This is a genomic window from Nocardia sp. NPDC004718, from assembly GCF_053601535.1.
This window is the reverse complement of record NZ_JBSGCA010000019.1, coordinates 26,240-52,652: the sequence shown is the minus strand read 5'-3', so window position 1 is coordinate 52,652 and position 26,413 is coordinate 26,240. Positions and strand designations below refer to the sequence as shown.

The following is a 26,413-nucleotide window of genomic DNA, read 5'->3' as shown; positions in this document are numbered from 1 at the left end:
TGGCGGCGCGGTCGGGCAAGCTACCCCCGGACCTGGCGTAGGCGACCGAATACTACGACGCGATGGTGAAGCGGGAGCTGTACTCGAACCCGTTCCTGGTCGCGCAGTTCGCGGGCCTGACCCGGCTCCCGTTGCCCACCCTCGGGCTGCCGCAACTCGTTCGCACCGTGCTCATGCCGTTGTGGCTGCTGCTGAAGCGGCGCCACCACCGAGACGGCCACTCCCCGCCGCGGGCAAGGCACTCCGCACCGCACTAGAAGACATACCGGACTGGGTTCGCAGGCGTCGAAGCTGGTGCTTGCCAAGGCGATTCAGCGGATCCGACTTCACGGCTCGGCGATTCACCGGCTCGGGCGGGCGGCGCGGCGGGTAGCGTGTGCCGATATGGCGACCCCCTTGGCGTACACGGCCACCTACTCCCATCCGGCCGACGCGCTTCGCGCGGCGCTGGCCGACGAGCGGTACTGGAAGGACCGCGTCGAGGAGGTCGGCGGAGTTCTCGTGGAGTTCGATGCCGCCGGCGATCGTTTGCACGTGCGAATGGTGCAGACCATAGCGGCGGCCGAGTTGCCCGGCGCCGTCACCGCGGTGCGCCCCGAGGGCCTGGTCGTCACCCGCACCGAGACCTACACCCAGGAGGGCGGCAGTTTCGACGCCGACGTCGAGGGTGTGCCCGCGCGGGTGAGCGGCACCGTCCGGCTCACCGAGCAGGATGCCGCCGCTGTGGCGGTCGTGGACGGCGCGGCCGAGGTCGGGATCCCGTTGTTCGGCAAGAAGATCGAAGCGGCCGTCGTCGCCCGGTTGGTCGACATGCTCGCCGCGGAAGCGGAATTCACCGATACCTGGATCACGAACCACTGACACGTCGACCGGCGCTCGGAGTCGATCGGGCATGAGGATCACGCGGGGGCGGCCACCTCACCGGTCTCGTGCTCTGCACCGGTCGCGGTCCGACGGCCCAGCGCCGGCGCGATCAACTCCACGGTGTCGTGCAGGATCTGCTCGTAGTCGGCGCGGTGGAACTCGTACGGAAGCTCCAGTCGCAGTTCCGACGTCTGCGCGAGCACCGGATCGGCCCGCAGCCGATCGATGATCTCCTCGGCGGTCCCGACCAGGTCCGGGGCGAACAGGACGCGCCGCGGCCCCTGCGGCGCGAGGGTGCGCTCGCGCCTGCTCTCCGCGTACTGCCGGTACCGCTCGCGAGTCGCGCGGTCGGCGCTGTCGAACGGAACGATCACCCGTCCCACCGCGACCCGGGCGGGCCGAGCCGGATCCACCAGTCCGCGGTACTCGCCGATCAGGCTCGACTGGGTGGTGGTGAAATCGTCGCTGTGCTCGCCGAACACGATGTTCCCCGTCAGGAGGTTCAGCCCGTTCTCCCCTGCCCAGCGCACCGAACGGGTGCTGGCCCCGCCGTACCACAGCCGATCGATCAAACCGGGATTGTGCGGCTGTAACCGCGGCCGCTGGGTGTTGCCCGGCGAGTGGATCACCGTGTCGGCGTCACCGAGGTAGTCGCCCCGCAGGTTCTCGATCAGCCGGGCGATCCGTCCGTAGGAAAGATCGTAGGTGCGCCAGTCCCCGTCGAAGACCAGGCCGCCGATCAAGTCGGCATGCGGCGGCGTGCCCGCACTGAAACCGGCTTGCAACCGGCCCCGCGACAGCACATCCGCCAGCGACAGATCCTCGGCCAGCCGGAACGGGCTTTCGTAGCCGATGGGAATTACCGCCGTGCCCAATTGGATTCGACTGGTGCGCTGACCGGCAGCGGCCAGGAAAACCGCTGCCGACCCCACGCCGTGCTCGAGATGACGCTGCCGGATCCACGCACCGTCGAAACCGAGGCTTTCGCCGTACTCGAACAGCCGTAGCGTGTCCTCGAGCCCGGAGTACGGATCGTCGTCGGGATAGTTGCCCGGCGTCAGGAACGACAACGTCCTGATCCGAGGTGTCGGGTCGCTCATCAGTTCAGCCGCGCTCGTACGGCAGCTTCTCACCGGCTTCGATCGCGACCGGGAGCCGGTTCTCCGCGGGCGGCAACGGGCAGGTCGCCAGGTCGGTGTAGGCGCAGGGCAAATTCGCGGCCCGATTGAAGTCCAGCTCCACCGACCCGTCGGCATCCGGCGGCGACAGCTGCAGCACCCGGTTGGCGGCGTACGTGGTGACCCCGGAGGTTTCGTCGGTGAAGAGCACGGTGAGGGCGCCGGGGTCCTTGCCGGGGAAAGCGGTCAGGCGCAGCGGCCGTCCGTCCAACTCGAACTCGACCTGCCCGGGCGCGTCGTAGACGTGTTCCAGTCCTTCGACAGCGGCGCCGACCGTGGTCGGCTGCGGCTCCGGGAAGGCGACATATCGCCCGGAGACCACCCACTTCGGGTGCGGCGTGTAGGCGGGCGTGCCGCGAAAAGCCGTGCGCAGCGGGTTGTCCGGGTGCCGTGGTCGAACGATGTCGTGGCCGCCGCGCTTGGCGACCTCGATCACCGCGTCACCCCAGACAGCGTTCACGCCGCCGCGTTCGGGGATGACCCCGAACACATGCCGGCCGCGCACGGGTGTCCCGTCGACCACCAGCTCCTCACCGTCGTCGAGCACCACCGTCACACCGTCGGCGCCGGTGGACCAGGCACCCGGCGCGTCGGAGAATCGCTGCGGCGTCTCGGCCAGCCAGTGCAGATCGGTGATGGCCAGGAAACCGTGCGGGTCGGCCAGTCGCGCCTCTTGTCCGCGGTGCCAGTCCTGCCAGTCGGCGACGAAGGCGTCGGTCGGAGTTGCCGCGGCGGCCTGCGCTGTCATGTGGTGCTCCTCGTCTGAAGCTGTGTCCGCCCCGGTTCGGTGCCGTCCCCACGATTCGAGCAGAGACGTGCGACACCACTCCGGACGACGAACGAGGTGATACCGGATTCAACCGCCCGCGCCCGTGCGCGGATAGCATTGCGATCAGCCCGAATCCAATCGCCGCTCACGGAGCATTCATCTGGTCGTGTGCGCACCGCCGTTGACGTGAATCGTCTGGCCCGTGTTGTGCCGGGCGTGCGGGGAGGCCAGGAACTCGATCAGCCCGGCGACGTCATCGGGCTCACCCGCGCGTTTGTCGTGCGTGGAGTCGATCAACCAGCTACGCCGTTGCTCGCTCAGTTGCCCTTGGAAGAAATCGGTGTTCTCGATGTAACCGGGCGCGACCGTGTTCACCGTGACACCCTTCGGCGCCAGTTGCGCCGACAAGCCGGCCGACCATGCCGCCAGCGCCGCCTTCGCGGCGCCGTAGGACCCCGCGGCATACTCCGCGCCGATCGAGCCGACGTTGATCACCGCTCCACCGGGGCGCAGCCGCTCCCGCAGCGCCGAGGTGGTCAGGACCGCACTCAAGAGATTCGTCGACAGGTTCGCCGTCCACTGCTCGGCCAACTCCGCCAACGACACCACGGCACCGTTGCCGACGACGAGATCGGTGTTGCCCCCGGCCATGTTCACCAGCACATCCACTTCGGGCCCGACCGATTCGGCGAACCGCTCCACCTCCGTTGGAATCGCCGCATCACAAACGATTCCCCGCACTCCGAGCTCCTGTGCCGCCCGCTCCACCCGTTCCTTCGAAGGCCCGGTGATCACCACGTCCGCCCCGCCTTCGGCGAACCGCTGAGCCACCCGGCGTCCGATTCCCCCGCTCGCACCGGTGACGACGACCGTTCCGCGCATTCTCATCTCCTCTCGGTATATTTAGCGCTAAATGTACCGAGGGGAGAGACTTCCGGCAATGACGCACGAAGCACACGACGAGATACCTTCGCCCGCCCGGATAGCCGCGGCATGGCGCCGTGAACTGCCCGGCGCGCGAGTCGAGTCGATCGAGATCCTCACGCCGCTGTGGCGAGTGGCCAAACTCCTCACCGACGAGCGGCAGCGCACCCTCCAGCGGCTCGGCATCGATGAATCGACCCTCGATCTGCTCAGCACCCTGCGCCGATCCGGTCCGCCCTACCAGCTGACCACCCGCCAGATCGCCGCCCGCAGCCTGGTCACCGCGGGCGCCGTCTCCCAGCGCCTCGCCCGTGCGGAAGCGGCCGGGCTGATCACTCGCGAACCGACCTCGACCACCCGGCGCGGCGTCCTGGTCTCGCTCACGCCGGACGGCCATCGCCACATCGAACAGGTCGTGCCCGCCCTACTGGAGCACGAAACCGCCTTCACCGACCAACTCGCCGCCGACGAACGCACCGTGCTCACCGCGGCTCTGCGCACACTCGAGGCGGCGATCCGATCCGCCGAACCGGCGTAGGCCCCCGCGCCGACTCGGTCAGGCGCCGGACAGATCCGCGGACAGGTCCCCGGCTTCCACGCCTATGGGCAGTCGCACTTCCGCCACCGGTTCCGGCCGGTCGTCGTATTCCGGACGCAGGGCCCGGCAGATGGTGGCATGCAGAGGGTGGTGATGTAGGTGAACTCCATGATCTCCCGGTCGGTCAGCTCGGCCTTCAACACCGTGATCACTTCGCCCGGAACGCGTCCGCCGTCGTAGACGCGCGCGTCGGTGTAGGCCGGCAGGGCCCGTTCCAGCGGGGAGAAGACGTCGCCGACCTGCCCGTGCGGGATCGCCACGATCTTCTCCTCGGGCACGCCCAGCGATCGCATCTGCTTGCAGTGCTGGGAGAAGACGAATTGGCTGCCGCGGGTGTAACCGGCCCGGCTCTTACCCAATTCGCGCAAGGCCGGACCGAGGATCGCATTGCGGTGCGCGTCAGAGAGGTTGCGGCTCCGCTGTACCGGCGTGACCGCGCCACGCCGCACGTGGCCCGATGCCGTGGAATCGCCCGCTCGGCAGCGAGTCGGCCAGCGCGTCCTCGACAGAGGAGTGAATGGGCCGCAGGGCGTCGAGGTCGAGGACGGCCACGACGCGGGCCACTACCAGCCGGTCACCGACCACTCGCAGCCGGACGCCCCGGCGCAGGCACGCCTCGGATTCTTCGGCCAAGATCAGCAGCGAACGGCAGGACATGAAGCCGAGACCGCTCGCATCGATCACGATCGACCCCGGCGCCGCGGTGACCGCTCCGGCCTCGTATAGCAATCGCCGCCACGCGGGCAGCGTGTAGGCATCGACTTCACCATGGACGTGGACGACGGTCGCGTTGCCGCGGTGTTCAATGGTCGCGTTCAGTCCGAGGAGAGCGTCTTTCCACCCGTCCGACGAGGGTTGGGCGGCGCCGCCGAGACCGTGCAATTCTGTGCTCATAGGGCACTCGATTCGTTTCGCGCCTAGCGCGCTCGATACCGGCCCACCCTGCATCCTCAAGACAGACCCACCCCTCCTTGCTAACAGAGACATGCCCTTCTGTACAGCGGTGCGGGAAATCTCTTGCAATGGAAGCGATCGCCATCACACGGAAACCATCCGGCGCGCGCGGCCGCTGGCTCCGCAGCGAGCCGACACTATACAGACCGAGCCGCCGAAGCTCGGCCTGTGGCCCGGTCTGGTGGAGAAGTACACCAAGCCCGAGCATGGCATCTCGTTCCGCGACATGCAGGAACGCATGCTGTTGTCCGAAGCCGTCGACACTCTTCGCTGCTTCGAGGAGGGCTTGCACTATCTGCACTACCACTACAAGGCCCTGGTGACCTTTTTCGACAACGCCGCGCGCTCCGGGGCGGCTGCGGTCATGCATTCGGGTAACCCGCGGCTGGGTGCTTCCTTCGGCCTGGCGCTGCTCAGCAGGCGCCCAACGGCGGAACCGTAGCCACGCCGGGCCGGCACAGATTTCCCATGGCCGCACGCGATCGTATGAGCGGTCCCCGCCGGCCGTGAACGCTGACATTTGTTCAAGACGAATCTTCGGTCGCTCAGCAAGGTAGTCCCTGCACGGACCGTCCGAAGGAGAACCAATGGCTGAGACCAGCGCCACTGCGGCGTCGCGTCGGTGTTCGATTCCAGATCCGAAGTGGCAGTGGAGTTTCGGATCGAGGATGCCCAACTGATCGGCGATTTCCGTAGAAAGGCAGGCATACTCATGCGGATCCTCATCTCTGGTGCAAGCATCGCCGGACCGGTGCTGGCGTACTGGCTCACCAGGCACGGCTTCTCCGTCACCGTCGTCGAACGCGCGCCGACCCTGCGCAAGACCGGCGGCCACGCGGTCGACCTGTTCCGGCCCGCGATGGACATCTCGCAGAAGATGGGCGTGCTGGCGCGCATCCAGGAACGGGCCACCGGCACGAACCGGATGACACTCCACCCCGAAGGCGCGGGGCGGCCCGCCAGCGTGGACCTCGCCAAGATCTTCGGCGCCACTTCCGGCCAACACGCCGAGATCATGCGCGACGACCTCAGCGAGATCTACTACGACGCCGCATCCGACGACGTCGAATATCTCTTCGGCGACTCGATCACCGCGATCTCACCCGAGGGCGAGGTGCGGTTCGAGGAGTCCGCGCCGCGCCGCTTCGACCTCGTCGTCGGTGCGGACGGGCTGCACTCCACCGTGCGCCGCCTGGTCTTCGGCGAGGAATCGCGCTTCAGCGCCTTCGCCGGGGCCTACCTCGGGGTGATGACCCTGCCCGGCGCCTACGGCTGCGACAGCGAACTCCACATCCACGTCGGCGCCGGCCGCACCGCAGGTATCTACGGTGTACGCCACCTCGGCGAGGCGCGTGCGTTGTTCCTGTTCCGCAGCAACCGCGAACTCGACTACCACCGCCACGACGTGTCACGGCAGAAACAGCTGCTGCGTACAGCATTTCACGGCTTCGACAACGACGTGGACGGCTGGCTCGACGAACTCGACCACACCCCGGCGTTCTACTTCGACTCCATCACCCAACTCCGCATGGACACCTGGTCCCGAGGCCGAGTGACGCTCGTTGGCGACGCGGGCTACTGCCCCGGCCCGGCCGTCGGCGGCAGCACCACGCTGGCCGTCGTCGGCGCGTACGTCCTCGCCGGAGAACTCGCACGAGCGGGCGGCGACCACGAGCGCGCCTTCCCCGCCTACGAACACGCGATGGCCGAACACATACGCGGCGGCCACGCGGTCGCGCTCAGCGCAGCCAAGACCCTTATCCCCACATCCCGCCTCGGTGTCTCGGGACTGGCGCAGGCCACCCGACTGTTGTCCGCTCTGCCCGCAGGTCCCGGCCGCGCCTTCCTCCGCCTCGCCACCAAGAGCACACGCGTCTACAACGCTATGACCGTCGACGACTATCCACCACCGCCCACCGCATCAGGAGGCCTGGGCGGCGACCCGCTCACCCTTCGGACGTCAGACCCTCGAAGGTCAGGGTGAGCAGACGGCGAGCATGGTCGGCATCGCCGTTGCCCGCGTGTGCGATCGCGGAGACGAGGGTCATCAATTCGGTCACCTCGAGATCGGCTCGAATGAGACCGGCGGCTTGGGCATCCCGCAACAGTGGCATGGCAGCGGCATCGGTCATGCGATGCCACGCTGCGACCTCGGGGGTTTCGTCACCGTCGCGAAGTCCATACGCGTTGATGAACGCCTCGCGCAAGCCTCGGCTGACCGCAATGTGATCGATGACCGCGTTCAGCCAGCCGAACAAGGCGTCACCGGCCGCATCGCCGCCACCTAGCTCGGTGGCCGCGGCACACAGCGCGTCGATCCGCTCGCGGTACACGGCCGTGATCAGGTGCCCGCGGGTCGGGAAATGCCGGTACAGGGTCGCATTGGCGACACCGGCGGCGCGAGCGATGTCATCGAGCGAGGCGGCGGCGCCGAAACGATTGAACGCGCGCTCCGCGGCGGCGAGGAGTCGGTCACGGTTGCGCCGGGCGTCGGCGCGCGGCCGCGCGCCCGGGAACGGCTCGGAGGTGGTCGGCACGAGATCTCTTGTCTATCCGGGGACAGTCCCCGTATTGTACGGCACCATAGCGGGGACAGTCCCCGTTTATCGGTTCAGGAGAGTGACATGAACAATCCCCTGAGCCCTGCCGCGGTGAGCGAGGCGATCATCGACGCCAGGGCGACCGGTGATCTCGACACCGCGCTGAGCTACATCGCCGCCGAATCGCGGGACCAGGGACAGTTGATGACCCGGGAAGACTGGCGGCGGAAATGGCAATCGATGTGGACCGGCGCGCCGGATCTGCAGGTCGTCGTGGAAGCGACTATCGAAAGCGGCGAGTGGGTCGCGCACCGGTACACGGTTCGCGGCACGCACACCGGGGATTTTCTCGGCCTGCCGCCGACCGGTCAGCGATTCGAGACGATGGGCATGGACATGATCCGAGTGCACAACGGCAGGCTCGTCGAGCACTGGATGGTCGCGGAACCCTTCCGGGCGGCCGGATAGGCGACAGAGCGCGAGCTACGCGCGGGCGAAGTTCGCCCTGCGCGGCGCTCTCAGTAGAAGACCGGACCCGGGACGCCGCCGCCGACCGCGATGGCGTCTCCGGTGATCGCGATACTGCGGGGTGACGCGAGAAAGGTCACCACGTCGGCGACTTCCGCGGCGTCGATGACCCGGCGCAGCGATGACCACCTGTGGAATCGCATCGGGCGCCACCTCCCTTGGGTCGCCACCCAGCAGATGACAACCCACTGGCTCCGCCTCACCCGGATCGAGCGCAACTTCGGAACGCCACCGCTCGCGCATTCGCCGCCCACGCCGGACCGGGCTGCCTCGCATCAACACGAACACCGAAGTTGCGAACAGTACTGCGTTGCAGCGCTGCAAGTTCCAATTTGCATGCCCGCGGAGGGATCGGCGTCAAGCCGAAGTCGGCTCACGACGTGGCGGCTGTGGGCGCGGCGGCGATGATCCAGTTGCCGAATTCTACGGCCAGGTGCCATCGGTGCTGGTGGATGAACCGGGCCGGCAGACTCGCCGGGAACTGCACGGTCAGCAGGGCCTCCATCGTTCCGCGGCGGTCGAGGAATTGGTGTCGTACGCCGCCGACCACGAGGCCGTCGTCGAGCAGGGCCCGGCCCGCGATCTGCTGGGGGTAGCGGGGGTCGGCGGGGATAGTAAGCGCTTCGGTTCTGCCGTAGTCGACGAGAAACCGGGTGGCCAGGGGTGACCCGCCGGTAGTTTCGACGACTTCCTGCCGGCCGTCCGGGAGGCCGCGCAGGAGGTAGTGGTCGGGGCAGGCGTCGACCATATCGGTCTCGGCGTTGGTGGCGGTGAGGTCGGAGAACCAGGCGGCGAATCGTTCGGCGCTGTAACCGGGAACCTCCAGGCGGGTGACGGCGTGCTCCGTGCGGCCCCGGCTGAGCGCGACCCCGGTGCGCGTCATCCGCTCGGAGATCTCGAGGTCACGCTTGAGCGCGGCGTACACGCCCGCGTGACCCAGGCGGCTCTTCATCGAGGTCAACGCGGATCGTTGCGCGTCGAGTGGAGCGCCGAGCAGGTCGTCCAAACGCTTTCCCGGCGCGAGTTCAGCGAAGGCTCGCGATCCCAGACGGCGGGCGAGCTTGGTGAACACCGCCGCGGCCCGCCGAGCTTCCCATGCTCGTACTTGTTCCCGTGAGACTTGCTCGGCGCCAACATACGTCCGAATCGCGATGGACTCGCCCATGAGCCTCGCCTTCCTCTCCATTTTCCGTCCCGACCACTTCCGTCGGCGGGGGTGAACGAATGTCCGCCCACTGGGGAAGCGCGGTCGGCTAACGCCGGGCAGACCAGCGTCAACGTAATCTCACGCCCCCTCAAACGCAAGTTTTTCTAGCTTTAATAGCCGGGCACTGTTGACAGAGTGATCTGAGTCACTCATGCTACCTTAAAGCAAGTTTGACTTGCATTAACAATTCATCCCTGTTCGCGCACGTCGTCGACACGCGCGAACAGACAGGCGGGCGAGAGGAATCGGTCGATGCTGACCAGGCGAAACTTCATGATTCGGACCGCAGGAGCGGCCGCGGCGTCGGCGACCGCGATGCACCTCGGCAGCGGTGCGGCGGCGAGGGCGAATCCCGGGTCCCCCGTCTTCGAAACCGGGCTGCGGACCGTCATCGGCGGTGCGTCGGTCGAGCAGTCCGGGGTCGTGGAATGGGAGCGTCGACGACTGTCGGTGGCGGCAGCGCGACTGTCGACCGACTTTGCCGGACCATTGCGGGGTGAGCTCGATTCCCTGCTCGGTCGGTTCACCGTCGCCGTGGACGACATCGCCGCCGCGCGGTCGGCCCTGTCGAGGGCGCGCACCCTGATCGGCTCGGACGGACTGCGAGCACTGCTCGCCGCTGAACTCGCGACCTCGGAGGCGGCCACGCGGACCGCGCTCGCCGCCTCGGGCGGGCAATGGGCGATCTCGGCCACCGAGATCGTCAGCGCCCGAGGCAGCGCCGCGGGTTTCGTCGAGTGGTTCGGCCTCGCGCGCACGACCGACGCGCGCGCGATCTGGACCGACGCGTGCCCCGATCACTACATCATCGCCACCGCGCCCGACGGACGTCAGGAAGTCGTCGAGGTGACCGGCGGAGCGGTACTGGCGAGCCGCTTCTTCGTCGACTACGCCGACCCGGCCGGAGTTCCCATTTCCGCTGATCCGACCTATCCGCTCGCCGTCACCGGAACCGCCGCACTCGCCGACGGGACCGTCATCGGGGGCGTGCGGCATCAGTTCCGCGACGAGCCCGGCGGCGGCTTCCGCGGCCGTCTTGCGGTGGCCTTCCCGGCGGCCGTTCCGGGCCTGTACATCGCCGAACACGAGTGGCATCTGGCCTGCGAGTTCGGCAACTGGATTACCGCGTACCTGCGCTGACCGAGCCGTTCGCGGCCCGGCCCGCCCATCGCCGGGTGCGCGCATCGAGTAGAACAGGGGCATGGATCAGCGCGGACGCGACGCGAGCATCGACGAACTGTCACCGCCCCCGGCCCCGCGCAAGCGGACCGGGGGACGGTCGGCGCGCGTGCGCGACGCGGTACTGACCGCCACCCTGGAGCAGGTAGCCGAACACGGGATCGAGGGGCTGACCATCGGCGATGTCGCCGCCAGGGCGGGCGTCGCGGAAACGACGATCTACCGGCGCTGGGGCACACGCACGGCCCTGATCGCCGAGACCGTCACCGAATTGGCGGCGGCGGGCAACCCCGCACCCGATACCGGGACGTTGCGCGGCGACCTCCGGCAACTCGCCGAACAGATCTCCCACCTGATCTCCCGCCCCGGCATCGCGCGGCTGCTGGGCACGACCATCGCCCTGTCGGCCGATCCCGAGGTCGCCGAGGCGCACCGACGCTTCTGGGCCGACCGCTTCGACCGAACCGCGCACGTCATCGGCAGGGCCGTCGACCGCGGCGAGCTGCCATCGGACGTCGATGCCCGCGAAGTACTCGAAACCCTATCCGCCCCCATATATTTCCGTCTCCTGGTGGTCGATGGTCCGCTCGACGACGAATTCATCGCGCGCTGCATCGAACACACGCTCATCCTGCACGGGGTGTCCCGCTGACGGTCCGCGCCTTCGGCGACTGCCCACAACCCGGACGAGGAGGCCCCCGCGATCGGGCGGATCGCCCCGCTGAACGCAGGTCCGGCGGGTGCATACGGGCCTCCACGAGAAGGTGCTGACCGGTTCCGCTCCAGCGTGTTCCGGAAAGACGCGGTGGGCGACGGCCGAATGACCCACGGTATTGCTGTTTTTGCTCAGCCGACCGGTGCAGTCGGCGAACTACTCGGCCAATCACCGGGGACCGACCTGGCTCGAAATTGCCTTCTGAACAGGTACGATGAGATGGATTCGGATCGGTCGAGGAGACTTGAACCGGGGTCGAGTGGCTAACACTTCGCGTCGGATTCGAGATCGACGATCACAGAGTCGCCATCGCCGACGCCGCCCACACTCTCACAGTCGATCAGTAATACACCGGACCGGGGACTCCACCGCCCGCCGCGATGGCGTCACCGGTGATGGCGATACTGCGCGGAGAGGCGAGGAAGGTGACCACATCGGCGACTTCACTCGCATCGATGACCCGTCGCAGGGTGTTGCGCGCGATCTCGGCCTCGAGGTCGGCAATCGGGCGTCCGGATTTCTCGGCATCGACAGTCAAACGGTCGGTGAGACGTTCGGTTCTGGTCAGGCCGGGATGAACCACGGTGACATTGACACCCGACGGGCCGAGTTCGTCGGCCAGGTTCTTCGTCAGCGCGGACACACTGACATTTCGGATGGTCTGCGCGATCGAATTCGCTTGCCGCGCACCAAGTCCGCTGATATTGATAATCCTCCCCCACCGCTGCTCGACCAGGTACGGCGCCACAGCACGGGCAGTGCGCAAATATCCGAGCACCTTGATCTCGACCTCACGCCGCACGGTCTCGTCATCCGTTCCCGCCAGATCGGCGCTCGCCCCCGCACTCCACGGGGTGGCGGCGGAATTCACCAGGATATCCACGCCACCCAGTTCTGCGACGGTGCGTTCAACCAGCGCGCGCACTTGGTCATCGTCACCGGTGTCGGTCGCGACCGCAATCACCCGCCGCCCGGTTTCCTGTGTCAGCGTGCGCGCAGCGGCCGCGAGCGGTTCGGCCGCACGCGCCGCGATCACCACATCCACACCTTCGTTGGCGAGCCCGCGAGCGACAGCCAATCCGATCCCTCGGCTGCCGCCGGTCACGATCGCGCGTTTTCCATCCAGGTCGAGATTCACCAGGCTGACGCTAACAAGCCTGTCGATCCCGGTAACCGATCCCGCTCGACATGATCGGAACTACGGCTGCCCCGCGCCCATTTCCGGCTCTTGCGGGGCGCGGCGAAGCTCAGCCGTTGCCGTAGACACGATCCGGCGAGATCAACACCACCGCCCGACGCTCGGCGGCCATCACTCTGTCGTACTCGTCCCAATCCTCGTGCACGCCACCGGCCGCGGTGAACACCTCACGCAGCAGCAACCGCAACCGCTCGGCATCGACCCCGGGGGCCGGGTCGTCCGGACCGGCGATCCACACCGGCCCCTCGGCGGCGCACCATTGCCAACCGACACGGACCACGATCGTGGCACGCGCCCGGGCCCGCAGGTTGTCCAATTTGCGCACGCCGCCGCGTACCACCATGCCGACCACGTCGGCACCGGTCGCCGGGTGTCGCAATACGCCGGCGTTGACCAGCGACGACTGGATCGTGTTGTCGGCTCGAAGCGTGGAGACGACACAAAGTCCGTGGTCACCGGCGATCAGCCGGGCGAAGTCCGCGAGATCGGTCACGCCGAAAGTCTACGTACGCGAGCGGGCGCCAGACCAACATCCGCAGGCATCTACGCCACTCGAACCCCGGTTCCCGACCTCGAGCACACCGTCGCCGCGACTGCCACCGAGTGCACGCGGTGTAGCTACCAGGGCGCCTGTTCGATGAAAAGGTGCCGGACCTTCCGAGCAGCTTCGTCGTCTCACCGTACAGCCGCGCGGCCGCGGCGGTGTCGAACTCGGGTCCGTGCACGTCCAACGGCTGTCCCTGCGCGATCGCGGTCAGCGCCTCGACCGGCGGATCGTCCAGTACCGCGAGAATCGGGCGGATGGCCTCGTCGATCGGTCGCGCGGTGCGGCGCATCGTTTCGATCCTGGCCGCCATCTCGGCGTCGTAGTCGCCGGACAGGGCGGTGTTCACCACCCCCGGATGCACCAGCACGTATCGCACTCGCGCCGACGTCGGCCTGCGCGCGAATTCGATACCGAGCAGATCGTTGAGCTGACCGCCCTGCGCGAGCGCGTGCAGGCCGTGGTAATCGCGCTCGAGACCCAAGTCGTCCCAGCGGATCTCACCGGTTCCGCTGCCCGGACCGGCCACATTGACGATGACCGGGTTCGGGGCGGTGTTCAGCAGGTCGATCAGTTCGTAGCTGAGCACGAATCGGCTCAGGTAGAACAGCGCGAAGGTGTATTCGAACCCTTCCGCGGTCACCAGCCGATCGGACCGATAGTGCCTGGCACAGAGCACCAGGGCATCCACCGTGGTGAACCGGGTTCGGATGGCGTCGATGGCGGTGCGGGTCGCACCGATCGAACTGAGCTCCGCGGGCACGAAATGCGCACGGTCGCCCGCCCCGAGCGTCGCGGCTGCCGCGAGAAAGCTTCTGCCTTTCTCGGCGTCTCGCCCGACGACCACGACGGCGTCTCCGACGGCCAGCCGCTCCAGGGCGACAGCCCGGCCGATCCCATCGGTACCACCCACGACGACAACATGTTTCATGGGGTCGAAATTAACCGGTCAGTTCATCTTTGTCATCTTTCCAGACCAATCGGCTTGACAGTATGGTTCAAGTTGGGCACCGGCTACGGGCTGCCGTCCTCGCACACAGGCGTGACGTGCTCGATCGATCGGTAGTAACGGCTCCCTCAGCACCGAAAAGTGTCCAGGTACAGCACCTCGCCAGAAGCAGGGAAAGCCGACCGTAAGACGCTCCGGATCAGCGACGTGAAGCGACGCGGACTCGATCAGACGTGCGGCCCGCCCACGTGTAACCGCGGCCGCGGCAGGCTGGTCCGAGGACGCGGAAGGGCCAGGTCCGCCGCATCCGCGGACCTGGCCCACATCGCCTGTCGAGGTTCGTCTGCAAGCCGCCCGCAGGCGGCGGCAGCCGGCGCTACCTCCGATCCAGCCTGCTCATCCGCGGTAGTGCCGACAGCGGCAATTGCCCGGTCCAGCTGTCGGTTTCGTGTGCGATCACCTCGTTGACCCGGTAGGAGAAATCCCGCAGCAGTCCCATCCTGCGGTCGATCTCCCCATTCGAATTGGCTGGCGCGCGGGAGACCGAAGCCCACTCGAGTTGGAAGTCGCACAGCATCGCGTTGATCGACTGCGCGCTGCGGATGTCGCGCGCCCACGCCGTGGAGACGCCGAAGAACCGGTCGCATGCCGCGCTTCCGGCGGCGCAGGCGAGCAGGATATATCCCCAGCTCGGGTCGATGGCGTGGACTCCGGCGGTGGCGAGCAGGGGCACCAGGATTCCGAACAAGCCGAGCACGATCATCGCCGCGGTGAGGGCTAGGCTCACCCGCCGCTTCGTTAGACCGTCCCGCGAATACCACTCGCGCGCGTCCATGGCGTACGCCTCGACACGTTGGAACAGCCGGGCAAGGGTCTCATCGGAACTCGACCAGTCGGCGGAGCGGAGGTCCAGCGAACGCGGCACTCCGAGGTCCTGCGAGCGATCCCCGCCGATGGGCGATCGGTGCTCTGTCACGGCCCGTACTGTATCTCGCCTACGGCTCCCGAATCACCTTTCGGCCGTTTGCCAGACGGCCGGAGCGGCGTCGGCAACCCTACCCGGCACGCCCGCTCGACACTGCCGGATGTACCGACTCATATTGCACGACAGTGTTTTTCAGCTCTCAGTTAGATCGTGAACCGATTCCGCGTCGACCATGCCGAGGTGTTGCGACGCGCGGATCGGCGAAAGTTGCGACTTAGTAACGGATTCGGGCGACACGGGGTCTCCAGGTAAGTCGTCGGTCAATTCCGGCACCGTTGCCGGAGAGATTGCCACGGCACCGAATCGGACTGTGCTCCAGATCTTTCGACGCCCGCCTGCGATGCGGACGAACGGCGCAGCACCGACCGCTGTCCGACGTCGGCAGAATGCTCCGAATTCTTCCCGGAACGCGGTATGCCGTCTGCCCGAATGTTCGCACAGACCTGGAAGCCGAAGTGCTGGGTGAAGGTGGGGTGGCCGGGTGAGCCGATCTCCATTCCGCACCGGCCCCCAGGCGCCCACTGAGATTTCAAAATCGTGCTGATCGCAACCATTCTCCCAGCGTTCGGCAGCTCTTAACGTCCGGATAGCCCTGCTGCCGACCGTGCGTGAGGCCGACCGCAGTCGGGACCGCCTGTCCACCTGGGTTCCCGACGGCGAACCCTTGTCCTCGAGTTCGGAGCGAAGTGCAGCCAACGCCGTGGTCAGCAAAGGACACTCGACTCGAGCGAGAAACGAGCGCGGCGCCGGGACGGCACGGCGAATTCCGTGCATCCCTGTCGGCGTTGCGGGGCCACTGGGGCTACCTGTGCGCCGTGGCCGGCAGTATCGTCACGCTGATCCTGCTGTTCCAGCCGTGGCTCAGGGCTGTGGGCGCCGACGGCAAAGCCAGTGCCGATGCCTTCGGCCGGATCACCGCGACCACTTCCTACCTGAACGTCTGGTCGTCGTCGCAGCCGCCCACCGCGCAGATCAGCGGGGCCCTGGCACTGCTGTCCGCGGGCGCGATCGTCCTCACCGTCTGCGTGGTGGTGGTTAATCTCCGGCTTCGCGCCGAGGTCCTTTCACGCACGGCGACGGCGTGCGCGGTGACGACCGCGGCGCTGGTCCTGCTCACCGTGCTCTACGTCAACAGCAAGGCTCCCGAGCTGCGCGCCATGCTCGCCCGCTCCACGGACTTCGGCGGGCAGGTCGGCATGGTGACGAGTTGGGCGTTCGGCAACGGCAGCCTGATCGCGCCGGGAGTCCGGCAGGTCTCCTACAACACCGCGGGACTCACCCACTGGGCTCTGCTCGCAGGTATCACTTCGCTGGGATCGGCCGTCATCGCCGTCGCCCAATGGGCCTACAACCGTCCGGCCAGGCCGCTGCGCCTGCCACGGCCCGCGGCCGGTGCGCGTTCCGGCGAACCGGCCGCACGCGTCGAGTGAGCAGGCCCGCGGACCACCTCACGCTCCGCTGACGCCTCGATCTGCCCGTCGGCCGGCATACGGTGGCCGGCCGTCGCATCGGCGGCCTCCACGATCTCGCGCGACGGACGGCCGATCGCCGAGGGACTTCACGATGCTGAAAGTAATCGGCGTAACGGACTTTCGGCCCTACGGGCACGACCCATGCTGCGGGCACAGTCTTGCCAGGTGAGTCGGTGGGGCGAGAGCAGTGGAGGATGGGATGTCGCTGGTGTCGGAGGTGTGGTCGTCGACGTCGTTCCCGGAAGTCGCCATGTTCGCCACCGGCCGGGTACCGGCCCTCGAGCGGGAACGCTTCGCCGGTACGGTCGGCCGTCTACTGCGGCGATTCCCTGTCGCGGGCGCCGCCCGCCTGCGGATCACGGCCCCGGACAGCGACGACGGCCCGATGGTCATCCAGGTGAATCTGTCCGTCGGTGACACCTTCGCGCGGATCCAGACGTTGGCACATCGTCGTGGTGACGCGTTGCCGACGGTGATCCGGTTGCAACGGCAGATCAAGGCGTTGCAGAAGCCGTGGGAGCCGCGGCCGTGGCCGGATCCGGACCGTCGGCCGCTGGACGCACCCGGCCCGGGAGAACTGGTCCGCCGCAAGGCGGTTGCGCTGATGACGGGCTCGCTGCCCGCGGCGACGGCGCTCTTGGACGCGATGGATTACGACGCGCATCTGTTCACCGATGCCGAGACCGGCGAGGACGCCGTCGTCTACCGCGCCGGACCGTTCGGGCTGCGGATGGCGCGCCAGCACAGTGTCCATACGCCACACTCGATCGTCGGCAGTTCGGGACTGTTCACCATCAACCCCCGCCCCGCACCGGAGCTCACCGAAACACGAGCAGTGGAACGGGTATGCGAATGCGGATTGCCGTTCCTGTTCTACACCGACCCATCGTCGGGACGCGGCCATCTGATGTATCGCCGCTACGACGGCGGCCTGACGCTCGTCGCACCCCGCACCGGCGCCACCGACACGGCGACCGCCTGAAAGTCGTCACTTCCCCGGCGTTATCCGTCCGGCCTCGGTCGTCGCTGATCGCGACCGGGCCGGGCCGGGCATCTCTCCCTTCCGAAGCAATGCGCAAAGAAAGGCGGACACGACATTGGCGCGTGATCTGACACAGCTGGAGATCCTCACCGAGCTCGAACCTTTCGCGGGTACCGCGTTGAACCGGCACCTGTCCATGGTCAAGGAGTGGCATCCCCACGACTATGTGCCCTGGGACGAAGGACACAACTTCGCGGTGCTCGGCGGGATCGATTGGGAGCCAGGGCAATCGCGGCTCTCCGAGGTGGCGAAGGCGGCCTTGATCACGAATCTGCTCACCGAGGACAACCTGCCGTCCTATCACCGCGAGATCAGCGCCAGCTTTTCCCGAGACGGCGCGTGGGGGTCGTGGGTGGGACGCTGGACCGCCGAGGAGGCCCGCCACAGCATCGCCCTGCGTGACTACCTGGTCGTCACCCGAGGCGTCGACCCGGTCGCGTTGGAGAACGACCGTATGGCGCACATGTCCACCGGCTTCGGCGCGCCGGTGGAGCGAGCGGACACCGATTTCGACGGCGGGTTCCTGTACTCGGTGGCGTACGTGTCCTTCCAGGAGTTGGCGACCCGCATCAGCCATCGCAACACGGCGGCGGTCTGTGACGACCCGGTCGCCGACCGCATGCTGCAACGCATCGCCGCCGACGAGAACCTGCACATGATCTTCTACCGCGGCATGTGCGGCGCCGCCTTGGATCTGGTGCCCGATCAGGCCATCGAAGCGATCGACCTGATCGTGCGCAACTTCCGCATGCCGGGCACCGGCATGCCCAACTTCCGGCGCAACGGCGTCCTCATGGCCAAACACGGCATCTACGATCTGCGCCAGCACCTGGAAGAAGTGCTCCAACCCGTCATCCGGCAATGGAACATCCTCGACCGCGACGACTTCGGGCCACGCGGCGAGCAAGCCCGCGAACGACTCGCCGCCTTCTTGGACGACCTTACGGAAGTGCGCATTCCCCGGTTCGAGGAACAACGCGACCGTGCCCTCGCTCGGGAAGCACGCCGGGGTGTCGGCGCCGCTGCGGGATAGTACGCCCGGGTAGGTCCTCCCCGACGAGACGACCGTCAACCCACATAGCGACGCGCGGGGGAACGGCGCTGGGATTCTTCCAGCAGAACGAGGCCCGCCTCCACTGGCGGTGGCAGGACTTTTCGTTCGCGCAGCACCCACGGTATCCCACGGAGTGTGTCCAGGACGGCCGCGGCGGTCGTCAGGTCGGCCGGGGCCGATCCGAGTACGACGGCGGTCCGCCGGGTGGCGCTGCGAACCGGGCGGCGCAACCACAGCGTCCACAACGTGTTCCGGATGCCGAGCCTGCGACGGTGGGTCGGATCACGGGTGGTGGACGGCTCGTGGTGGATCAGGATGTCCTCCATCCAGCACATCCACCAGCCGTGCGCCGCGAGGTCGAGGGCGAGCAGTTCCTCTTCGCCCGCGAACCACAGACGCCGGGAGAAGCCGCCGACCTCCCGGAACGCGCTGACCCGGAAGGCGGACAGCGCGGCCATCACGCCGAGCAGAGCGGGGCCGGGCAGCCAGTCGGGCCCGACGACCGGCGAGTCGCGCAGTTCCGGCGTGATCGGGTCTTCTCGGAGATCGGGTGCGACCAGGCATCGTCCGGTCACCGAGCCGAGGCCGGGGTATCGGTCGAGCACATCGGCGGCGCGGGTCAAGGCGCCCGGCTGCCATCGCGTGTCGTCGTCGCAGAACGCCACATACGGCGTTGTCGTCCGCTCGACCGCGATATTCCTGGCCACCGCCCCCAGGTTCTCCGCCGAGCGGATGAGTATCACCGAGGGGAACGCCGTGGCGACCGCGTCGGCGGTGCCGTCCGTTGACCCGTTGTCGACGAGGATGATCGGCGCCGCGTCGGGCAGCGCGGTCATGTGCGCCAGGGTTCGCAGCAATTGTTCGCGCCGGTTGCGGGTCATGATGACGACCGTCATTCGTTCCGTGACCATCCGTCACTTCCTTCCATGGGCGAGTTCCAGCGTCCTGGCACGGCGCTCGACCTCCGGCGGCAGCGTGCGCCGCTGCGCCAGCGCCCTCGGCAGGCGGCGAACGACCCCCGCGAACGCCAGCAACGTTCCGGGGTCCCGGGCCGCTCGGCGCAACAGGCCCGCGGACTCGGCCGCGCACCGCCGCAACGGCCGCCGCATCCAAGTGATCAACGCGTTGTTGCGCTGTTCGGCCCGTCTGCGCCACGCGCGCGGCGGTCGCCGCGCCGAGGGGTGGTGATGGGCGCGCACTCGCGCCACATAACAGAGGTCCCAGCCGCACGCCGCCATATCGAGTGACAGCAGGCGTTCCTCGGCGCCGAAATGCAACAGCGGGCTGAACCCGGCGGCCTGCAGATACGCCTCTCTCCGGACGATGGCCGCGCAGGCGAGGAAGCCGAGGACCAACGGGCCCGGCAGACCGGGGGGATGCCCGAGCGGGCTGCTCGCCATCAGTTCGTTGACGGGATCGTCACGGTGGTCGGCGCCGACGAGCGTGCGTCCGGCGATCAGGCCGAGCCGCGGATGGGCATCCAGCACCAGCTCGGCTTCGCGCAGCGCGTCCTCGGCCCACCACGAGTCGTCGTCGCTGAACGCGACGTAGGGGGTGCGGGCCAGTGCGACGCCGAGGTTGCGCGCCGCCGCGCCGAGATTGCGGGGCAGCCGGACGACGTGCACATCCGGGAACGCCTCCGCCGCGCCGACCGTGCCGTCGACCGAAGCGTTGTCCAGTACCACGATCGCGGGGGCCGGGCGCAGGGCGCGCAATTCGGTCAAGGTGCGGGCCAATTCGGCAGCGCGGTTGCGAGTGGCGATGACGACGGTGGTCTTCGCCACCGTCGGCGCGCTCACGCCGGCCGCCCCGCGAGCAGTTCGTCGAGCAGGTCGCTGGTCAAGGCATCGGCCGAGGGGAACTCTCGCCGCCGCGCGCGTTCGCGCCCCGCCGATGCCAGGCACCAGCGCCACCACTGGTCGAACGCACCCGCGTCGGCGGTCTGCTCGGCGGAGACCAGGGCAGGCCAGTCCAGCGCCCTCGCCTGCGCGGTGACCTTCCCTCCGCCCGCGATGGGATCCACCGCGAGGACCGGGATCCCGGCTCGCAGGCCCAGCACCAAGCCGTGCAGTCGAGTGGTGATCACCGCGTCCAAGCGGGCGAACACCGACGCGAGCTGGTCTGGTGTGCGGCACAGGCGCCAATCGTCGGACGTCAATCTGGTGTCGAGCGGTAGTCGCGCGCAGTCGAGCTCCCGCAGCCACCGCAGCAACGCGCGATGCACCGACCGGTGCCGCCTGGCCACGCCGTATTCGGCCTGGCCCGGGGCGAAGACGACTCCCACCACGGGGACGCTCACCGTGGACGCCCCGACCGCCATGTCCGGTCGCGCGATCGACGGACCGTCGCGCGGCAAGATGCGGTGGAACCCGGTGACCGCGGCATCGGCCGGATCGAGGATGGAGACGCCCACCGCGATGCGTCGGCAGTTGGCGTACCGTTCGTGCAGGAACCGGACCTGTTCACCGTGCGCCGGCCCGCACACGAACACCAGGTGCGAATATCGCCGGGAGTCCGCGTCGTCCAGATGCATCCCGTCGGAACGAAACCCCGGGCTCCACGCCGTGTCGTGGGGTATCGCTGCGGAGGCCAGCGCGTCGCACACTCGGCTCATGCTCAACACGTCCCCGGCCGTCGCTTCCCCGTGCAGGAAGCTGGGCCACCCGGTGACAAGTACCCGCATGTGTCTGCCCATACCCGCTGCGCCCCGGGTCAATCACCCGCGACGGCGATCTCTCCGCTCGGTGACCGCGAAGACCGCGGTGCGGCGTCCTAGCTCGGGGCCGGGCGCAGGTGCACGACCTTCGTCTGGGTCATCTCGTCCAGCAATTCCGGCCCGTAACCGAAACCGGACCCGCTGGCCCGCCGCGGGTGCGCCGCTCCGCCGGGCGCCCCGCCGAACACCGAGTTGATCTTCACCGTCCCCACCGGCAGCTCCCGCCAAGCGTGCTGCGCGTTGGCCATCGACGCCGTGAGCACGGTGGCCGCGAGCCCGTAGTCGTCGGTCGCGGCCTCCGCGATGCCCTGCTCGAACGTATCCACCACCCGTACCGGCGCGATCGGACCGAAGGTCTCCTCCCGCATGATCCGCATGGCCGGATCGCACTGCGCCAGCACGGTGGCCGGATAGTGCGCACCGGCACCGTCCGGCAGCACTCCGCCCGTCAGCAGCTCGGCGCCGCGCTCCACCGCGTCGCGGACGTGCGCGTGGACCTGCTCGCGATGATGGCGGTCGACCAGCGGCGCCGGGTTCCAGGACTCGGCTTCGGCCACCAGCGCCGCCAGGAAGGCCTCCGCGACGTCCCGATGCACGAAGATCCGCTCGACGGACACGCAGATCTGGCCGGAGTTCGCGAACGCGCCGAGCGCCGCCTGCCCGGCCGCCCAGACGGGATCCACACCGGCGTCGACGACGAGCGCGTCGTTGCCACCGTTCTCCAGCAGTGCCTTCGCACCGGTGTCGGCGACGCTGCGCGCGATCGACCGTCCCGTGGCGGTGCTGCCGACATGCGCGACGACGTCCACATCGAGACGTGCGGCGAGCAACGCGCCGACCCGGCCGTCGCCTTGCACCGTCTGTAGAACGCCGCCGGGAAGCGCTCGGGAAAGCAACTCGCCGAGCAGAGCTCCGGTGTGCGGTGCGCGTTCGCTCGGCTTGTGCACGACCGTGTTTCCCGTGACCAACGCCGCGCCGAGCAAACCGCAGGACACCGCGACGGGATCGTTCCAGGGCGTCAGTGCGACGACGACGCCGCGGGGCTCCCACACCATGAGGTCGGTCGCCTCGAAAGCTCCTTGCAGACTTCGGCCTCGGTGCAACGGCCCCAGTTCGGCATATTGCTCGAGCGTCGCGGCACCGGCCAGCACCCCCTCCTTGCTCTCCGACCGCGGACGTCCGGTTTCGAGCCGATTGAGTTCGGCCAGTTCATCGGCATACTCGCGGAGCAGGACAGCACCGGCGCGGACCGCGACGGCCCGCTCGGCCGCCGTTGTTCGTGCCCAGGTGGTTTGCACGCAATTCGCTAGATCAACCTGCCGATCGATCTCGGCGGCATCCGTCATGGGTACCTTGCCGACGGTGGCGCCGCTGGCGGGATCGAAGATCTCGATTGTTCCGGTCGCGCGGAGTTCAGTAGCCGACGGGGCAGCATGGGGTGCGCTCATATCGCGGCCATTGCCTGGCATCCCTGGTTCAAACCGGTCGCACGCGCGCTGCAGCGGTACCGCCGCGCAGCGGTGCCAGGACATCGACAATAGCTATAAGTTCGCAGCCGGGCCGCGCCGAACAGGTTTGATCCGGCGGCAATAGGCAAGAGCTACCGGCATGGCCGAAAAGATCGAGCGGCTCACGGTGCTGCTGTGGCACGTGCACGGCTCGTGGACGACGTCGTTCGTCCGAGGGCGGCACCGTTATCTGCTGCCCGTGGTGGAAGACGGCGGGCAATGGGGCCGTGGACGGTGCGGCCGCGACTGGCCGTCCGCCGCGGAGGTGCCCGTTGACCGCTTGCGCGAAACCGAGCCGGACGTGGTCGTGCTCCAGCGCCCGGAGGAAATCGAACTCACCGAACGATGGCTCGGTCGTCGTCCCGGGGCCGATATTCCCGCGGTCTTCGTCGAGCACAACGCGCCGCGGCCCAGCGCCGCCACCAGCAGGCATCCGCTGGCGGATCGCGCCGACATCCCGCTCGTGCACGTCACGCATTTCAACGACTTGATGTGGGACAGCGGACGCGCGCCCACCCGGGTGGTGCCGCACGGAATCGTCGACCCCGGCGCGCTCTACACCGGCGAACTGCCCCATGGCGTGGCGCTGATCAACGAGCCGATGCGGCGCGGAAGGATCACCGGGAGTGATCTCCTGCCCGACTTCGCGATGGCGGGACCGATCGATGTGTACGGGATCGGAGCCGGCGACTACACGGCGAACAGGTCCACCGGGTACCCGATCCACGGCATCGGAGACTTGCGGCAGTCGGCATTGCATCCGGACATGGCGCGCAGAAGGGTGTACCTGCACACCGCGCGCTGGACCTCGCTCGGATTGTCCCTTCTCGAAGCCATGCACCTGGCCATGCCGGTGGTAGCTCTCGCCACCACCGAGGCCGTCATGGCGGTGCCGCCCGAAGCCGGTGCCGTATCCACCGATGTCGCGGTGCTCACCGCGAAGTTCCACGAGTTCCTCCACGAACCCGATCTCGCGGCGCTGGCGGGCAAGTCGGGACGGCAGTTCGCGCTCGAGCACTACGGCCTCGAGGTCTTCCTGCGCCGGTGGGATGCCCTGCTCGCCGAGGTCACCGAATGAAGGCAGGGTCCCGGAGAGAGAAGGCGGAATCATGAAGATCGCGATGGTGTCCGAACACGCCAGTCCGCTCGCGGTGCTGGGCGGCGTCGATGCCGGTGGGCAGAACGTTCATGTCGCCGAGCTGTCCGCTGCCCTGTGCAGGCAGGGGCACGAGGTCACCGTCTACACCCGCCGCGAGGAGGCGGACGCGCCCGACATGGTCACCGCCGAACAAGGTTACCGCGTCGTCCACGTCCCGGCCGGCCCCGCTCGTCCGCTGCCGAAGGACGAATTGCTGCCGCACATGGTCGAATTCGGCATTTTCCTGCGCGAGCACTGGCGCGACCCGCGACCGGATGTCGTGCACGCGCATTTCTGGATGTCCGGGCTCGCCGCCCTGTCGGGGGCACGCCCCACCGACATTCCGGTCGTACAGACCTTTCACGCGCTGGGCGTGGTGAAGCGCCGCCACCAAGGCGCGAACGACACCAGTCCGGCCGACCGGATACGCCTCGAACGGCTGATCGCCGAACAGACCGACCGGATCATCGCCACCTGCACCGACGAGGTGTTCGAACTGGCCAGGCTGGGCGTACCCCGGTCCAAGACTTCGGTGATCCCGTGCGGCGTGGACCTCGAACAGTTCGCACCCGACGGACCGAAAGAGCCGAAGTCGGCCGAGTACCGGATGATCAGCGTCGGCAGGTTGGTGCCCCGCAAAGGTTTCGACACCGCGATCACCGCGCTCACCGGCCTGCGGGACGCCGAGTTGGTCTTGGTCGGCGGCCCGGACGATGCCGAGCTCGCCGATGACCCGGAGGGCAGGCGGCTGCTGGCCCTGGCGGACGAACTCGGCGTGCGAGAACGGCTGCGCATGCTGGGCCGGGTGCCGAGGACCCGGATAGCTCCGCTCCTGAGATCGGCGGACGTGGCCGTGTGCACGCCGTGGTACGAGCCCTTCGGGATGACGCCACTCGAAGCGATGGCGTGCGGCGTTCCCGTGGTGGCCACTGCGGTCGGCGAACTCATCGATACCGTCGTCGACGGTGTGACCGGCAGGCTGGTTCCCCCGCATGAGCCCGCGGAACTGGCCGACGCGGTCGGCGAGCTGCTGACCACACCCGGGGTCCGGGAGCGCTACGGCCGCGCCGGGCGCGAGCGTGTCGAGTCGCGCTATTCATGGGATCGGATCGCCACCGAAACTCTCCACGCGTACCGCCGGGTGACCGCACGCGCGGGCGCACGCAACGGACATGGGCCCACCGACAGCCGTTCGCTCGACGGCACAGGCGACAGCGGCAAGCTTGCTCCCGGGTCACCATCGGCAGATCGCGGTCTTCACGCGAGCGGACGCGGATAGGCCACAGCATGTCCGAACCCTGCGAACGCGCGTTGGTCACCGGTGGATGCGGCTTCGTCGGATCACACCTCTGTGAGCAGTTGCTCGACGCGGGCACCATCGTGGTCGCGCTCGACAACTTCGCCACGTCCACGCCGGACAACGTCGCCCGGCTGCTGGCCCGTCCCGGATTCGACCTCGTCCGGCACGACGTCACCGAGCCGCTGCCGACGATGGGCTTCTTCGATGTCGTCTTCCACCTCGCGTCGGCCGCGTCGCCACCGGACTACCTGCGACTGCCGATCGAGACGCTACGAGCGGGCTCCCTCGGCACCGCCAACGCCCTCGACCTGGCCCAGCGGCATCGAGCTCGTTTCGTACTCGCGTCGACCAGCGAGGTCTACGGCGACCCGGGTGTCCACCCGCAACCCGAAAATTACTGGGGTCACGTGAATCCGGTCGGGCCGCGCAGCGTCTATGACGAGGCGAAGCGGTATGCCGAGGCTTTCACGATGGCATTTCGCCGGGAGCTTGGCGCCGACACCGGGATCGCCCGGATCTTCAACACCTACGGTCCCCGCATGCGTACCGACGACGGCCGGATGGTGCCCACCTTCATCGCACAGGCGTTGGCGGACGCACCGCTCACCATCGCGGGAACCGGCGAGCAGACCCGCTCGCTGTGTTATGTCGAAGACACGGTGCGCGGCCTGCTCGCGCTGGCGTCGACCGACCATCCGGGGCCGGTCAACATCGGCAATCCGCACGAGATATCCGTCCGCGGCCTCGCCGAGGAGATCCGAGCGGCAACCGGCAGCCGTTCCGTCGTGACGTATGTCGACAGCGCGATCGATGATCCGAAACGGCGCTGCCCGGACATCTCGCTGGCCCGGCGCGAATTGGGCTGGTGGCCGTTGATCGGCAGGAAGGAAGGACTGCGCCGCACGATCGACTGGTTCGCCGGGCGCACCGCCGAGTCGGCCGAAGAGTCCGTGCGCTGAGCGGCGCCCGATGGCGGATCGGTTTAGTCGCGACTTCACCGGGTAGCGCCCCCCTTGTATGCCAGCGGGCGAACCGGGTCCCGCGCGTCTCG

At 68.1% G+C, this 26,413-nt stretch carries 29 protein-coding genes and 1 pseudogene; 14 read left to right on the top strand and 16 right to left on the bottom strand.

Translation table 11 applies throughout. The features are described 5' to 3' along the window. Positions 1–62: 62 nt before the first annotated feature. Positions 63–257 (top strand): hypothetical protein, encoded by a 195-nt coding sequence (locus ACWEH3_RS16615; RefSeq protein ID WP_450022246.1) that lies wholly within the window; start codon positions 63–65, stop codon positions 255–257. A 127-nt stretch (positions 258–384) separates the two neighbouring features. Beyond that, positions 385–861, top strand: a complete 477-nt coding sequence (locus ACWEH3_RS16610) for a DUF2505 domain-containing protein (protein ID WP_450022248.1) — start codon at positions 385–387, stop codon at positions 859–861. 38 nt (positions 862–899) lie between these two features. Here the strand turns inward: ACWEH3_RS16610 and ACWEH3_RS16605 are convergent, their stop codons facing one another. From ACWEH3_RS16605 to ACWEH3_RS16595, 3 genes are all read right to left on the bottom strand, one after another. Continuing rightward, the gene (locus ACWEH3_RS16605; RefSeq protein ID WP_450022250.1) at positions 900–1,964 is read right to left on the bottom strand and encodes an LLM class flavin-dependent oxidoreductase; all 1,065 of its coding nucleotides are present in this window, start codon (positions 1,962–1,964) and stop codon (positions 900–902) included. A gap of 4 nt (positions 1,965–1,968) precedes the next feature. Next, positions 1,969–2,790, bottom strand: coding sequence for a DUF1684 domain-containing protein (locus tag ACWEH3_RS16600; protein ID WP_450022252.1), 822 nt, complete (start codon positions 2,788–2,790; stop codon positions 1,969–1,971). Positions 2,791–2,967: 177 nt separating this feature from the next. After that, complete coding sequence (locus ACWEH3_RS16595) at positions 2,968–3,693, bottom strand: SDR family NAD(P)-dependent oxidoreductase (protein WP_450022254.1); 726 nt, start codon at positions 3,691–3,693, stop codon at positions 2,968–2,970. A gap of 58 nt (positions 3,694–3,751) precedes the next feature. Here ACWEH3_RS16595 and ACWEH3_RS16590 point away from each other — a divergent pair, with 58 nt between their 5' ends. After that, a complete protein-coding gene (locus ACWEH3_RS16590; RefSeq protein WP_397278012.1) occupies positions 3,752–4,273 on the top strand; it encodes a MarR family winged helix-turn-helix transcriptional regulator in 522 nt (173 codons plus the stop codon). A 62-nt stretch (positions 4,274–4,335) separates the two neighbouring features. On the opposite strand, the gene ACWEH3_RS16585 is transcribed toward ACWEH3_RS16590, so the two are convergent. Both ACWEH3_RS16585 and ACWEH3_RS16580 read right to left on the bottom strand, forming a co-directional pair. After that, the gene (locus tag ACWEH3_RS16585; protein WP_450022257.1) at positions 4,336–4,701 is read right to left on the bottom strand and encodes a carboxymuconolactone decarboxylase family protein; all 366 of its coding nucleotides are present in this window, start codon (positions 4,699–4,701) and stop codon (positions 4,336–4,338) included. Between the two features lie 31 nt (positions 4,702–4,732). Beyond that, a complete protein-coding gene (locus ACWEH3_RS16580) occupies positions 4,733–5,227 on the bottom strand; it encodes an anti-sigma factor antagonist (protein WP_450022259.1) in 495 nt (164 codons plus the stop codon). A 109-nt stretch (positions 5,228–5,336) separates the two neighbouring features. On the opposite strand from ACWEH3_RS16580, the gene ACWEH3_RS16575 reads away from it, so the two are divergent. Both ACWEH3_RS16575 and ACWEH3_RS16570 read left to right on the top strand, forming a co-directional pair. Continuing rightward, positions 5,337–5,729, top strand: a complete 393-nt coding sequence (locus tag ACWEH3_RS16575; RefSeq protein ID WP_450022261.1) for a hypothetical protein — start codon at positions 5,337–5,339, stop codon at positions 5,727–5,729. A 270-nt stretch (positions 5,730–5,999) separates the two neighbouring features. Beyond that, on the top strand, positions 6,000–7,271 hold the full coding sequence (locus ACWEH3_RS16570) for an FAD-dependent monooxygenase (protein WP_450022271.1): 1,272 nt from the start codon (positions 6,000–6,002) through the stop codon (positions 7,269–7,271). Here ACWEH3_RS16570 and ACWEH3_RS16565 read toward each other — a convergent pair. Further along, positions 7,234–7,824 carry a TetR/AcrR family transcriptional regulator gene (locus ACWEH3_RS16565; protein ID WP_452358341.1) on the bottom strand — a complete coding sequence of 197 codons (591 nt, stop codon included), beginning with the start codon at positions 7,822–7,824 and terminating at the stop codon, positions 7,234–7,236. The genes ACWEH3_RS16570 and ACWEH3_RS16565 overlap by 38 nt on opposite strands. Positions 7,825–7,911: 87 nt before the next feature. Between ACWEH3_RS16565 and ACWEH3_RS16560 the strand changes: the two genes are divergently transcribed. Continuing rightward, positions 7,912–8,295 carry an ester cyclase gene (locus tag ACWEH3_RS16560; RefSeq protein WP_450022746.1) on the top strand — a complete coding sequence of 128 codons (384 nt, stop codon included), beginning with the start codon at positions 7,912–7,914 and terminating at the stop codon, positions 8,293–8,295. Positions 8,296–8,345: 50 nt separating this feature from the next. Here the strand turns inward: ACWEH3_RS16560 and ACWEH3_RS16555 are convergent. Then, a pseudogene (locus tag ACWEH3_RS16555) lies at positions 8,346–8,480 on the bottom strand (SDR family oxidoreductase); the annotation flags it as partial. Between the two features lie 248 nt (positions 8,481–8,728). Continuing rightward, on the bottom strand, positions 8,729–9,520 hold the full coding sequence (locus ACWEH3_RS16550; protein WP_450022744.1) for a hypothetical protein: 792 nt from the start codon (positions 9,518–9,520) through the stop codon (positions 8,729–8,731). A 294-nt stretch (positions 9,521–9,814) separates the two neighbouring features. Between ACWEH3_RS16550 and ACWEH3_RS16545 the strand changes: the two genes are divergently transcribed. After that, positions 9,815–10,702 carry a hypothetical protein gene (locus ACWEH3_RS16545; RefSeq protein WP_450022742.1) on the top strand — a complete coding sequence of 296 codons (888 nt, stop codon included), beginning with the start codon at positions 9,815–9,817 and terminating at the stop codon, positions 10,700–10,702. Positions 10,703–10,763: 61 nt separating this feature from the next. Next, positions 10,764–11,393 carry a TetR/AcrR family transcriptional regulator gene (locus ACWEH3_RS16540; protein ID WP_450022740.1) on the top strand — a complete coding sequence of 210 codons (630 nt, stop codon included), beginning with the start codon at positions 10,764–10,766 and terminating at the stop codon, positions 11,391–11,393. A 403-nt stretch (positions 11,394–11,796) separates the two neighbouring features. On the opposite strand, the gene ACWEH3_RS16535 is transcribed toward ACWEH3_RS16540, so the two are convergent. The 4 genes from ACWEH3_RS16535 to ACWEH3_RS16520 all read right to left on the bottom strand — a co-directional run bounded on the left by ACWEH3_RS16535 (position 11,797) and on the right by ACWEH3_RS16520 (position 15,123). Then, the gene (locus ACWEH3_RS16535) at positions 11,797–12,594 is read right to left on the bottom strand and encodes an SDR family NAD(P)-dependent oxidoreductase (RefSeq protein WP_450022738.1); all 798 of its coding nucleotides are present in this window, start codon (positions 12,592–12,594) and stop codon (positions 11,797–11,799) included. 109 nt (positions 12,595–12,703) lie between these two features. After that, entirely contained in the window at positions 12,704–13,147 is a 444-nt protein-coding gene (locus tag ACWEH3_RS16530; RefSeq protein WP_355074173.1) for a pyridoxamine 5'-phosphate oxidase family protein, read from the bottom strand. Then, a complete protein-coding gene (locus ACWEH3_RS16525) occupies positions 13,107–14,129 on the bottom strand; it encodes an SDR family NAD(P)-dependent oxidoreductase (protein ID WP_450022736.1) in 1,023 nt (340 codons plus the stop codon). Before ACWEH3_RS16525 ends, ACWEH3_RS16530 begins: the two co-directional genes overlap by 41 nt. A gap of 394 nt (positions 14,130–14,523) precedes the next feature. Next, positions 14,524–15,123 (bottom strand): SLATT domain-containing protein, encoded by a 600-nt coding sequence (locus tag ACWEH3_RS16520; protein ID WP_450022734.1) that lies wholly within the window; start codon positions 15,121–15,123, stop codon positions 14,524–14,526. An 824-nt stretch (positions 15,124–15,947) separates the two neighbouring features. Here ACWEH3_RS16520 and ACWEH3_RS16515 point away from each other — a divergent pair. The 3 genes from ACWEH3_RS16515 (at position 15,948) to ACWEH3_RS16505 (ending at position 18,679) form a co-directional block, all read left to right on the top strand. Further along, positions 15,948–16,562: a hypothetical protein gene (locus ACWEH3_RS16515; RefSeq protein ID WP_450022732.1), complete on the top strand. Its 615-nt coding sequence runs from the start codon at positions 15,948–15,950 to the stop codon at positions 16,560–16,562. 241 nt (positions 16,563–16,803) lie between these two features. After that, on the top strand, positions 16,804–17,586 hold the full coding sequence (locus tag ACWEH3_RS16510; protein ID WP_450022730.1) for a sigma 54 modulation/S30EA ribosomal C-terminal domain-containing protein: 783 nt from the start codon (positions 16,804–16,806) through the stop codon (positions 17,584–17,586). A gap of 115 nt (positions 17,587–17,701) precedes the next feature. Continuing rightward, positions 17,702–18,679, top strand: a complete 978-nt coding sequence (locus tag ACWEH3_RS16505; protein ID WP_450022728.1) for an acyl-ACP desaturase — start codon at positions 17,702–17,704, stop codon at positions 18,677–18,679. 35 nt (positions 18,680–18,714) lie between these two features. Here ACWEH3_RS16505 and ACWEH3_RS16500 read toward each other — a convergent pair whose 3' ends face one another. From ACWEH3_RS16500 to ACWEH3_RS16485, 4 genes are all read right to left on the bottom strand, one after another. Next, a complete protein-coding gene (locus ACWEH3_RS16500; RefSeq protein WP_450022726.1) occupies positions 18,715–19,611 on the bottom strand; it encodes a glycosyltransferase family 2 protein in 897 nt (298 codons plus the stop codon). Positions 19,612–19,614: 3 nt separating this feature from the next. Then, positions 19,615–20,499, bottom strand: coding sequence for a glycosyltransferase family 2 protein (locus ACWEH3_RS16495; RefSeq protein ID WP_450022724.1), 885 nt, complete (start codon positions 20,497–20,499; stop codon positions 19,615–19,617). Then, on the bottom strand, positions 20,496–21,383 hold the full coding sequence (locus ACWEH3_RS16490; protein WP_450022722.1) for a polysaccharide pyruvyl transferase family protein: 888 nt from the start codon (positions 21,381–21,383) through the stop codon (positions 20,496–20,498). Before ACWEH3_RS16490 ends, ACWEH3_RS16495 begins: the two co-directional genes overlap by 4 nt. A gap of 89 nt (positions 21,384–21,472) precedes the next feature. Continuing rightward, complete coding sequence (locus ACWEH3_RS16485) at positions 21,473–22,864, bottom strand: aldehyde dehydrogenase family protein (protein WP_450022720.1); 1,392 nt, start codon at positions 22,862–22,864, stop codon at positions 21,473–21,475. Between the two features lie 160 nt (positions 22,865–23,024). Here ACWEH3_RS16485 and ACWEH3_RS16480 point away from each other — a divergent pair, with 160 nt between their 5' ends. The 3 genes from ACWEH3_RS16480 to ACWEH3_RS16470 are packed head-to-tail and all read left to right on the top strand — an operon-like array spanning position 23,025 to position 26,321. Continuing rightward, positions 23,025–24,002 (top strand): glycosyltransferase, encoded by a 978-nt coding sequence (locus ACWEH3_RS16480; protein WP_450022718.1) that lies wholly within the window; start codon positions 23,025–23,027, stop codon positions 24,000–24,002. Positions 24,003–24,033: 31 nt separating this feature from the next. After that, positions 24,034–25,341: a glycosyltransferase gene (locus tag ACWEH3_RS16475; protein WP_450022716.1), complete on the top strand. Its 1,308-nt coding sequence runs from the start codon at positions 24,034–24,036 to the stop codon at positions 25,339–25,341. An 8-nt stretch (positions 25,342–25,349) separates the two neighbouring features. Beyond that, a complete protein-coding gene (locus tag ACWEH3_RS16470) occupies positions 25,350–26,321 on the top strand; it encodes a UDP-glucuronic acid decarboxylase family protein (protein ID WP_450022714.1) in 972 nt (323 codons plus the stop codon). Positions 26,322–26,413: the final 92 nt, after the last annotated feature.